General features: G+C 43.0%; 9 protein-coding genes. 1 reads left to right on the forward strand and 8 read right to left on the reverse strand.

The genetic code is table 11. From position 1 onward, the window contains the following. Positions 1-3: 3 nt before the first annotated feature. The 8 genes from E6139_RS16515 to E6139_RS16550 all read right to left on the reverse strand — a co-directional run bounded on the left by E6139_RS16515 (position 4) and on the right by E6139_RS16550 (position 7,922). Complete coding sequence (locus E6139_RS16515) at positions 4-1,194, reverse strand: MalY/PatB family protein (RefSeq protein WP_316404408.1); 1,191 nt, start codon at positions 1,192-1,194, stop codon at positions 4-6. Beyond that, positions 1,181-2,227 carry a M42 family peptidase gene (locus E6139_RS16520; RefSeq protein ID WP_316404410.1) on the reverse strand — a complete coding sequence of 349 codons (1,047 nt, stop codon included), beginning with the start codon at positions 2,225-2,227 and terminating at the stop codon, positions 1,181-1,183. Before E6139_RS16520 ends, E6139_RS16515 begins: the two co-directional genes overlap by 14 nt. Next, a complete protein-coding gene (locus tag E6139_RS16525; protein ID WP_316404412.1) occupies positions 2,211-3,293 on the reverse strand; it encodes an aminopeptidase P family protein in 1,083 nt (360 codons plus the stop codon). The genes E6139_RS16520 and E6139_RS16525 overlap by 17 nt, the downstream gene beginning before the upstream one ends. Before the next feature lie 53 nt (positions 3,294-3,346). Beyond that, positions 3,347-4,696 carry a PTS sugar transporter subunit IIC gene (locus tag E6139_RS16530; protein WP_316404414.1) on the reverse strand — a complete coding sequence of 450 codons (1,350 nt, stop codon included), beginning with the start codon at positions 4,694-4,696 and terminating at the stop codon, positions 3,347-3,349. Between the two features lie 15 nt (positions 4,697-4,711). Continuing rightward, positions 4,712-5,050: a PTS sugar transporter subunit IIB gene (locus E6139_RS16535; protein ID WP_316404416.1), complete on the reverse strand. Its 339-nt coding sequence runs from the start codon at positions 5,048-5,050 to the stop codon at positions 4,712-4,714. Between the two features lie 29 nt (positions 5,051-5,079). Further along, positions 5,080-5,406, reverse strand: coding sequence for a PTS lactose/cellobiose transporter subunit IIA (locus E6139_RS16540; RefSeq protein WP_316404418.1), 327 nt, complete (start codon positions 5,404-5,406; stop codon positions 5,080-5,082). Between the two features lie 4 nt (positions 5,407-5,410). Next, positions 5,411-7,336, reverse strand: a complete 1,926-nt coding sequence (locus E6139_RS16545) for a BglG family transcription antiterminator (protein WP_316404420.1) — start codon at positions 7,334-7,336, stop codon at positions 5,411-5,413. Positions 7,337-7,604: 268 nt separating this feature from the next. After that, entirely contained in the window at positions 7,605-7,922 is a 318-nt protein-coding gene (locus tag E6139_RS16550) for a sulfur reduction protein DsrE (protein ID WP_316404422.1), read from the reverse strand. A gap of 485 nt (positions 7,923-8,407) precedes the next feature. Between E6139_RS16550 and E6139_RS16555 the strand changes: the two genes are divergently transcribed. After that, positions 8,408-10,165 carry a Na/Pi cotransporter family protein gene (locus E6139_RS16555; RefSeq protein ID WP_316404424.1) on the forward strand — a complete coding sequence of 586 codons (1,758 nt, stop codon included), beginning with the start codon at positions 8,408-8,410 and terminating at the stop codon, positions 10,163-10,165. Positions 10,166-10,340: the final 175 nt, after the last annotated feature.

Genomic DNA, 10,340 nt, shown 5'->3' on the forward strand with positions numbered 1-10,340 from the left:
TTGCTAAGAGGGTCTTCCATCTAAATATCGTATCGCCCGCATCAAACGCTCCGCGCCGTCGATTATTTTTCCCTTGGGTGCACCTAGATTGAAACGCAGGTAGTGCTCACCCTCTTTGCCATAGGTTTCGCCTTTCATGATGGCGACTTTTTCTTGTTTGACTAGAACCTGCTGAAGCTCATCCATTGTATAAGGCAAATCTGCAATATTGATCCAGCCAAGATACGTCGCTTCAGGAATCTCAAAGCGAATCCGCGGATCGTCGGCTAAGATTTTTTTCAGTTCAGCGAAATTCTCATCAATGGTCTGATTCAGCTCTTCCACCCATTTTTTCTGATTGTTGTAGCAATCCATCGTTGCCAGCAACGCCGGATAAGGAATGGAAGATAAACCATCGCGCCCTTTTAAAATACTCAAGAATTTTTCCCGCAGTGTTTCATCAGAAAAGATTCCGTAAGAGCCCCCTAGCCCTGGTGAATTGAATGTTTTTGAAGCCGAAGACAGTAACACCACCGGAACGTCGATCTGATCAGCAAAGGTCATGATCGGCAGATGTTTTTTCCCGGGTCGGCGCACATCCATATGGATCTCATCGCTGATGATTGCGACGCGATACTGATTACATAAAGCAATCAAGCAGGTAAGCTCCTCCTCAGTAAACACTCGGCCAGTCGGGTTATGGGGATTACATAATAAGAAAATCGCTGGTTTTTCAGTCGCAAGCACCTTCTCCAGTGCGGTGAAATCAATCGAAAACTGTTCGTCTTTGTTTGTCAGAGAAAAAGCGATCAGTTCTCGCTCATTGCCGCTGATACAATTGAAAAAGGCATCGTAACAGGGTGTGAAGGTAACGACTTTATCACCCTTTTGACTCAGCAGCTGGATACAAACGGAGAGACTGTAAATCACACTCGGCGCATAAACGCACCATTCAGGATCAATTGGACAAGCAAATTCTTGTTGGAACCAACGACTGATGCTCTCCTTATAATCCAAATGATTCCAGCGGGTATAGCCAAAAAATCCGCGCGTAACCGCTTGATCCAACACGTCGATCGTCCCATCCGGAATCATAAAATCTGTATCAGAAATAGAAAAGGGTAGTAGGTCCTTTTCACCAAAACGGTCTTGAACATAATCCCACTGGGTCGAATAGGTGCCATAACGAGAACGCTGCTGATTAAAATTGCTCAAGGCTAATTCCTCCTTCATCCAATGAACCAATCACCGCCGATAGCAGATCGATCGTCGCTTCCACATCGGAAATCTCGACGATGGAATTCCATGAGTGGCAATAGCGTGTCGGAATACAGAACACTAAAGTTGGCTTGCCGGCGAATAATTGGACAGAACCGGCATCCGTGCCGCCGCCACCCAGCAGATCATATTGCCACGGGATCTGATTTTTTTCCGCCACTTCTTTGCAGTAATCTAGCAACTTGATATTTCCTAGTGCGGTTTTATCTGCTAAAACTAAACCGGGGCCTTTACCTTGAATACGGTTGGGAAATTCTGCTGCTTTTGGTGTGTCTTTTCCGTTCGCGACATCGATCACGATATTGATGTCTGCTTCGACCTGTGCTGCCGCAACTTTTGAACCGCGTGTTCCAGCCTCTTCTTGGACTGTTCCAACACCGATGACTTCGATATTCTTTGTTTTTACTTGGTTTTTGACCTGCGCCATCACAGTACAAGCCACCCGATCATCTAGGGCTTTGCCGATGATCTTCTTTTGATTGAAGCTTTTTTTCGCTTGGGTATTCGGCAAGATCATATCCCCGATTTGCAGACCGGCTTTTGCTAATTCAGCTTTTGAATGTACCCCAAAATCGATGTACATCTCACTAATTGGAACAACTTCGGACAGTTTGTGACTGATTTTGGGCAGTGTTCCCACGACTCCTTCCAAAACAGCCCCATTTTTGCGACAGGTCGCCCTGACCTGCTGACCTAAAACCACATATCCCCACCATCCGCCAATTGGATAGAAATAAACAAAACCATCGTCCGTGATGCGGTTGACGAAGAAGCCCACCTCATCCATATGGGCGTATAGGGCGACTTTCTTTTTATCGGTTGCGAGATCGCCAAAATAAAGATTACCGAAAGCATCTTTTGTTGAAGGTCCTTTGATTATGTCCTGCAATGCCTGCCGTATCTGAGCTTCCTGCCCCGGCAAAGCATCTAAGTTGGATAGTTCCATCAATAATTCATCGGTTGCAGTCAATTGTCATCCACTCCTTGCTAAAATGTGTTAAAAGCTCGGCATGTCCTGCCTCATTTACCACGATGTCATCTTCGATCCGAATACCGAATTCGGAATCTGACAAATAGACTCCCGGTTCAATGGTGAAGGTCATATTCTTCTCAATTGGTAAGCTTTCTGTTGGTGCTAAAGCCGGATACTCATGGCAAGACAGACCGATTCCATGACCTAAATTATGGCTAAAATACTGGGCAAGATTTTCCTGTGCCAAAGCCTGTCGAGCCGTCTGATCGATGTTCCCTAGTGTTTTGCCTAGCGCAACTGCTTGAATCGCCTGTTTTTGCGCCGCCAACACTTTTTGATAGGTCTCTTTGATCTCTGCACCGACTTCGCCAAACCCAAACGTGCGTGTGATGTCTGAATAATAGCCCTGATAAATCGCGCCAAAATCGATCATGATCAGTTCATTGGCTGTGATTTTCTTTTGACTGGCATGGGCATGAGGCAAAGCGGTACGCTCGCCTGAAGCCACGATCGTTTCAAACGCTGGTCCTTCGCTGCCTAACTTTTTACTGCGGTAGTCAATCTCATTAGCTAATTCCAGTTCGGTCATTCCGACGCGAATCATCGGCAGAATCATTTCCAATGTTTGGTCGGCGATCGCAGCGGCTTGTTTGATCGCGGCGATTTCTTTCGCTGTTTTGATTATTCGCAAGCCTTCCACGAGATTCTTCGTTGCGACTAACTCGCCGTTAACCTCGATCATCAATGCTTGAAACCCTGTAAAGGCTTGGTAAGAGATCGTTCCAGCTTCAAAGCCTAACGACAACCCTTTTACAAATGGTCGCAGGGCTTCAATAAGATTTCCGCCAACTGGTATCTCACATATTTCTACCTCGGTTGTTTGCTGCTGGGCCTGTTGGGTATAGCGGCCATCGACAAATAATCGCAGGTTGTTTTCCGTAACCAAAAGTAGACCGTTTGAACCGGTAAAGCCGCATAAGTAACGGCGATTGATCTTATCTGTTACCAACAATCCGGCTAGATTTTTTTCAGCTAATCTTTTCCGTAATTCTTCAATTTTCATACTATCGTACCCCTCAAAATGGTAAAAGGGACAGTAATCACTGTCCCTTTTGGCTAGAAATCAATATCTGTTAAATATTGTTCATCGTCATCTGAAATGACAGAGTTGGCTTTTTCAGCTTCTAATAATGCTTCGCGTTCTAATTCTTGTTTTTCCAAGACCTTGAAGAATGGCAGATACAAGCCAAAGGACATCGCGACTTGAATCACCTGAATAATAATTGAGCGCCAGTCAAAGCCGGTCAGGAATCCTTCCATAAATACCGGAACATATGGCGGATCAAAGATTGGGAAGTTCAGCAAGCCGAGCTTCATGCAGATCATTGGGAACATCCCCACTAACGCACCACCAAAAATGAACGGAATCATCAAGACCGGATTCAAAATGATCGGAACTCCGAAAAGCACTGGTTCGTTGATCCCGAATAGTGATGGCAGTAAAGCTACTGCTCCGACTTTGCGGTAGCGCATGGATTTGCTGATCAGCATCGCCATCACTAAACCGATCGTCACCCCTGAGCCAGTAAAGTTCGCATAGGCAGATAATGTTCCACCTGTGATTACATGTGTCAATGACTGTCCAGCTTCATGCGCGGCAATATTTTCTGACAAGTATTGGACAGCGATCGGTGAAAGGATCGGAGACAATACAGCTGAGTGAATCCCGAAGAACCAGAAAACCAAACGCAATACTAAGACCAAGTAAATAATGCCTAATGAATCAAGACTGCCAATCGCCGGTGCCAATACGTTCATAATCACCTGCGGCAGCAAGACACCGCCAGACAAGCTGTCAGTAATCGCACGTATAGCGATGAACAATACCCCAATCGCTGCCGTTGGTGTGATCAATTCGAAAGAACTGGAAACAAAATCCGGTACCCCTTCAGGCATCTTGATCACCAATTTATGCTTCGTAAAGAACTGATACAGCTTAACAGAAATAATTGCTACAAATATTGCCGTAAATAGTCCTTTTGAATCCAGATAGCCGGCAATGATGTTCCCATTCTCATCAACATCCATCGCCACGATTAGAAAGGCAATCGCTGAGAGCATCATGGAGCCAACGGTATACAATTTGTAGTGTTCACTTAAGAAATAAGAGATCGCCAACACTGCATACAAACCAACAAGACCTAATGAAACTTTGGAAATAATGCTAAAGACATAGCCATAATTCTCAAACCAATTCGCAACCCCTTGCGTTTTGATAAACTCTGGAATCGATGGAAAGATTGCCGCAATCGAACCCAACAGCAGTACTGGAGTCATCACGACCATTCCTTTTTTGATAGCCGTTAAGTAAGGATTGCTGTCAACCTTGTTAGCAATTGGAACCAATGTTTTACGGATAAATGCTTCTACTTTTTCAAAAGCACCCTGTTTCTTAGGATTTTCCATTTTTTACACTCCTAACTATTTTGTTTTTAACGCTTGATTTTTTCGATAAGCAACTAACGCTTGCTTCATTACCGTAGCCCCGTCCATTGAACCATAGATATCTGATGTTAATAGAACAGTTGGTTTATCAACCTTCTCTGCTTCGCCTTTGATAAAATCATATTTGTGGCTTAATTGCGGGCCAACCAAGATCACATCGTAATCATTGATGTAGCGCTCCAACTTGTCGACACCAATGGCTTCCATTGGATAGTCCTTTTCGTCCAAGCTTTTTGATTCTTTGACGACCTTCTTCATTGACTCCATCATCATGGTGGTTGAGAAGCCGCCTGCACAAACTAGTAATGTTTTCATGTTCAAAATCCTCCTACTAAATTTTTATCTTAATGCAAAGCCTTTGCTTCGCTTTGTTCCTTTAACATACCGATCATTTCTTCAATCAGATCACGAGCCAAGATGCTGGTCATCAAGTGATCTTGTGCATGTACCATCAATAAGCTCGTTTCTGTTTTATCACCGTTGATCTCACCTGTGATCAATTTGGTCTGCACATCATGGGCATCGATGCTGTTTTCTTTAGCTTCCTGCATCTTTGCTTCCGCTTCATCGAATCTTCCTTTTCGGGCCAAGCGTAAGGCTTCAAAAGCGGAGCCGCGTGAGTCACCTGCTGCGGAAATAATTTTAAAAATATCCATTTCTTGTTCGTTCATTTCGTTATCCTTCTTTCATTAAGCTTTTCATATAAGTCTTAAAGTCCTGAAAATTCGCAATTTTCGTTAATTGTGTATCTAGCAGCGGATCATCCATCATCTTGATCATCAATCGGCTGATTTCCTTGTGCAGGTTCAAATGATCCTTCTTGATGTTGATCAGAAAAATGACTCTTACTTGTTTTTCGCGATACGTCAGCGGTTTTTTCAACAAGATCACATCGATGACCTCTTTGACTGCCATCTGCTCCATCGGATGGGGCCCGGCGATCCCTTGCTGATAAATCGTATCGATCATTTTCTCTCTATTTAAAACACTTTGTTTAAACCCTTCTTCGACCCAGCCCTGTTCCTCCAAGCGAGCGCCTTCATTTTTCAAAACATGCAGGTAGTCATTCGCCTGCTCTTTGATCTCGAACCACTTGGGATCGAATAAGCTGAGAATAAATTGATGTACATCGAAGACTTTATTTTGCGATTCTCGCAGCAGATTCAGATCCTTCTCGATCTTCGTAATCTCCGCTTGGCTCAAAATCGTTTTTGTGTAAATAATCGGGATCGCAAAATCCTTTTGTTCAAGTGGTACCGTCGAAATCAATAGATCAAAGCTTGAATCAATCTGTTCGATTTCATTTAAGGCAAAGGTTTCAACCTCAGCATTACTAAACAGACGCTCCAAATTGACTTTCAATAAGTAGGCCGCCCCGCCGCCGGTCGAACAGATCACCGCGATTTTCTGATAATCATCAATCACTTGGTTGGATTGCTTTTCCAAGCTTGCCGCAAAATAAATCGCGACATAACCAATCTCATCTTTACTGATATCTGTATCTAAATCTTTGTTCAGTTCGTTGATAAAGACCATTGCCACATTGAACACGTTGGCGTATTGGGTGTAAATGTCTTCAATGATCGGATTTTCCAACTGGTGTCCGGTATACAACCTCTGCAGCAACGGAGCCACATGCATCAATAGTGCATTTGCCAAATCCTGATCCTCGCGAAACGCCGTATGGTAATGGCGATCCACATGCTCCAAAGCCTTTTCGATCGCCTGTTTCAGCTGCTGATTCCCATCGGCAGCCTTGAGCACATTAAATTTGCCCCGCAGCTGTTCCTCCAAATAATTCTTTTCGGCATTTGAAAAAACCAGCTCATAGGTCGCTTCAAAATACGCCACCAAATCCTCTGTCAAACGGTCGTAACTATCGATGATATCTGTGTCCCCGGCTTCATCATTGCTTAGTGTGTTGTTCTGCATGATTCGAAAACTCAGTAAGCGAATATGCTGAACGATGTTCTCGTAGACGATGTCGCTGATCTTCAGTTGATTCTTCTGGAGCTGCTCCTGCAAAAACCGCCGCAGATCTGCTTCGTTAAAAACGAAATTGAATTCTTTATATTTTTCCGTCAGCACCGGTGTGTGGATAGTGTTGCGGATCAAATAAAGAATCGCCCGCCGCTTTTTACTTTCCGTTCCCAGAATCTTCAACCCATAATGAGCCTTGCTGAAGAGTGACAGCTCGTAGTCTTCACAAAATTGCTCGACCTGTTTGATATCTGCCTTGACTGTTGACAGGCTGACATCCAGCCACTCCTCGATCTGCTGCATCGTGATATATTCCTCATGAAACAACAGCAGTAGTTCGATATTTTTGATACGCTCCTGCGGACTTGAGTTGTCCACCTGCTCCTGCTGCTTTGAACTAGACAAGTAGCTTCGGAATTTGGTCTTATCGAGAATCTTCAACTGATAGCCTGCTGAACGAACCCGTTCGACCGTGAAGCCTTCTGTTGAGCCAATCTCCTTCAACCATTTGATATCATTCGCGAGGGTTCGCTCCGATATTTGAAATTCAGCGGCCAATGCCTTGGGAGCAATTGCTTGCTTCTTCGCATATAAGTATTCAACAATTTTTTCTTGTCTCATAACTACCTCCCGCTTACAAATAAAACTATACAATGTAAGCCCTTTACTTAAAATGGCAACTTTTTCAAATTAAAAATGCAAAAATAAACTGATTTGAAAATTCGTGTGCGAATTCACATATTAACCGACTCATCATTCAACAGCAATAGCTGCGCAGTGTTTCTAATCGTTCTATATGAATCACCAGCACCAAAAAAACTGTAGACATCATCCGCATATCGGATATTGTCTACAGTTTGATTCTTTCTATATAAAGAAATTAATTACATTAACACTTAATATAAGAATATCCCTTTTCCTGCAACTCAACTAGACCAATCACGCCAGATTCGATGATGTCGACTTGCTCATGCATCTGCTTGGAACGGACATGGAAGGTTCGCATCGAATGATGGCAGGCTTGATAAGTAATATTTGGATACTCCTTCATAAACTTGATCACTCGCGGCAGCAAGTAGCCTTGGATCGCTTCGCCGTTCATTAATAGCACGATATCCGCATTTGGTTCTGACAATAGGATATGCTCGATATCATGGCGCGCCTCTCGGATCATTCCTAACTCATCAACATGAAAAACTACTTTCATCTGTAACTCCTCCTTTATTTTTCCTAATGGGAAAGCCATAATTTTTTATTTCAGTCTCTTCATGAAAGACTAAGTAACTATTTTCTAATTCCTTGATTGCTTCTTTTAAGTCCTCAATAAAATCATGAACCATATTCATACAAAAATCACTGCGAACCACAACGCGCTGAATCACTTGGTTGTCTAAATTTTTAGGCAGCAGATAGGATGGCACCTGTCAGCCCATCATCAATACCCGATACTTTTTTCCATAAAGCATCCAATCTATCAAATTTCCTTCTACTTTAAGAGTAGCTGAAAGCGCTAAAAAATACAAAAGAATTCCTTCTATTTAAGTGCTTAAACTTGGATTAACTTTGAATCCAGCAAAATAAATTGAATTTTTCAAAAAAAATAGCGCTTTTTTAAATAAAAGACTTTCTTTTTACTTGTGAATCTATTATTTTGGTAGTAGCATGCAAAAAAATTTTAGCGGAGGACGCATTATGTCTTATCAAGAAATGCTTTTCACCTTTTTAGGTGGACTGGGAATTTTCCTTTTCGGGATTAAATATTTAGGAGACGGTTTGCAAAAAGCTGCCGGAAACCGACTAAGAGAAATCCTAAATCGTTTCACTTCCACCCCATTTCGCGCTGTTTTAGCCGGAATTATTGTAACCGGCTTGATCCAAAGCAGCTCTGGCACCACCGTTTTAGCCGTCGGACTTGTCAGTGCAGGTTTTATGACCCTAAAACAGGCGATCGGCGTCATCATGGGTGCCAATGTGGGAACGACTGTTACCGCTTTTATCATTGGTTTTAATTTAAGCGAATATGCGCTGCCGATTATCGGTGTCGGAGCGATTTTACTCTTTTTTGCAAAACGCAACTCACTGCAATCCATCGGTCAGATTCTCTTTGGTTTCGGAGCTCTTTTCTTTGGGTTGAAACTTATGGGACAAGCTATGGACCCTTTAAAAGATCTGCCGCAATTTAATCAATTAATGATCAATGTCTCTCATCATCCTGTTCTGGGTGTTGGGATCGGAACGCTATTGACCATGGTCTTGCAAAGCTCCAGTGCAACGATCGGTATATTACAGCAGCTATACATGCAAGGCAGTGTTACCTTAGGTGCCGCCCTACCAATCCTTTTTGGAGATAATATCGGAACGACAATCACAGCGATCATCGCTTGTCTCGGTGCTAGTGTTGCGGCCAAACGAACCGCTGCATCTCATGTGATTTTCAACCTTGTTGGAGCACTCATATTTACAATCTTACTGACACCTTTTACTTCGGTTGTCACGTTTTTCGCGAGCTCACTAGGCCTGAATCCCGCCATGCAGCTGGCTTTTGCTCATGGACTCTTCAATGTATCGAATTTGCTGATCCAATTCTGGTTCATTCCACAGATCGAGACACTTGTGAAGAAAATCGTTCCCGGCAGTGAGAAGAATTTGAACATCCGCTCTGTTACTTTGAGCGAACCAGTCATTCATACTTCATCTGTTATGGCGATCGAACAAGCCAAAGGCGAAGTTATTCAAATGGGAAATTATGTGCTTTCTTCCGTCAAATCGGCACGCAAATACTACAACGATACCAAAGAAGAATGGCGTGATGATGTTCTGCAATATGAAGATGCCATCAATCAATGCGATATCGAATTGACCGAATATCTCGTAAAGATTTCGGCAACCTACCTTACCCCTTTACAAAGTCAGGAACAGGCGATGCTCTTAGAATTTACTAAAGACTTCGAGCGAATCGGTGATCACTCCATGAATATCATCCGCTACGTCGAAGAATCGATTGCTCTTGAAGAAAAACAACGGGCCAAGGATAAACGAAACAAAACTAAAACAACCAATAATCGTCAAACCTTCCTGCTTCATGATGAACACCTTGAACTGCTTTTCGATAAGGTATTGAAGAATATCCGCGATGCGCTGCAGGTCTTGGAAAACGATGATATCGAACTAGCACAAAAGATGCTCTATCGGGAAGAAGAAATCAATCAACTGGTTGAATTGCTGCGGAAAAAATATATCAAGCTAATGACGAATGGTGAAGGTCGTGCCGCGGACGGTGTGCTGCTGATCGATATCAGCTCCAACCTTGAACGCTCCAGCGACCGTACGCTCCATATCGCGAAGTACTTCTTAGGAAACAAATACAACTTTAAATACGACACCTCTAACTTCCACTACGAAGAGCCGGAGGAAGAATCCCTCGGCGTAAATGGTGAAGTGTTAGATTAGATGAAAAAAACGCTACCTGCTTTTCTTGAAGAGAAGCGGTTAGCGTTTTTTTGGTGTGTGCAAAAAATTCGTTGTAAATCATTGAATAGGGTAGAATCTCGCCTAACAAACTGTCTAGGAAGCTTTCATATTAATATAGCTCTAAAACATTGAATTTTCAAAATACATAAAAATA

Source organism: Enterococcus sp., from assembly GCF_032555305.1.
GTDB lineage: Bacteria > Bacillota > Bacilli > Lactobacillales > Enterococcaceae > Enterococcus_A.

Excerpts from the sequence above, each read along its gene's own strand:
- E6139_RS16550 (WP_316404422.1), bottom strand. The coding sequence starts at position 7,922 with ATGAAAGTAGTTTTTCATGTTGATGAGTTAGGAATGATCCGAGAGGCG.
- E6139_RS16555 (WP_316404424.1), top strand. The coding sequence starts at position 8,408 with ATGTCTTATCAAGAAATGCTTTTCACCTTTTTAGGTGGACTGGGAATT.
- E6139_RS16535 (WP_316404416.1), bottom strand. The coding sequence starts at position 5,050 with ATGAAAACATTACTAGTTTGTGCAGGCGGCTTCTCAACCACCATGATG.
- E6139_RS16540 (WP_316404418.1), bottom strand. The coding sequence starts at position 5,406 with ATGAACGAACAAGAAATGGATATTTTTAAAATTATTTCCGCAGCAGGT.
- E6139_RS16530 (WP_316404414.1), bottom strand. The coding sequence starts at position 4,696 with ATGGAAAATCCTAAGAAACAGGGTGCTTTTGAAAAAGTAGAAGCATTT.
- E6139_RS16525 (WP_316404412.1), bottom strand. The coding sequence starts at position 3,293 with ATGAAAATTGAAGAATTACGGAAAAGATTAGCTGAAAAAAATCTAGCC.
- E6139_RS16545 (WP_316404420.1), bottom strand. The coding sequence starts at position 7,336 with ATGAGACAAGAAAAAATTGTTGAATACTTATATGCGAAGAAGCAAGCA.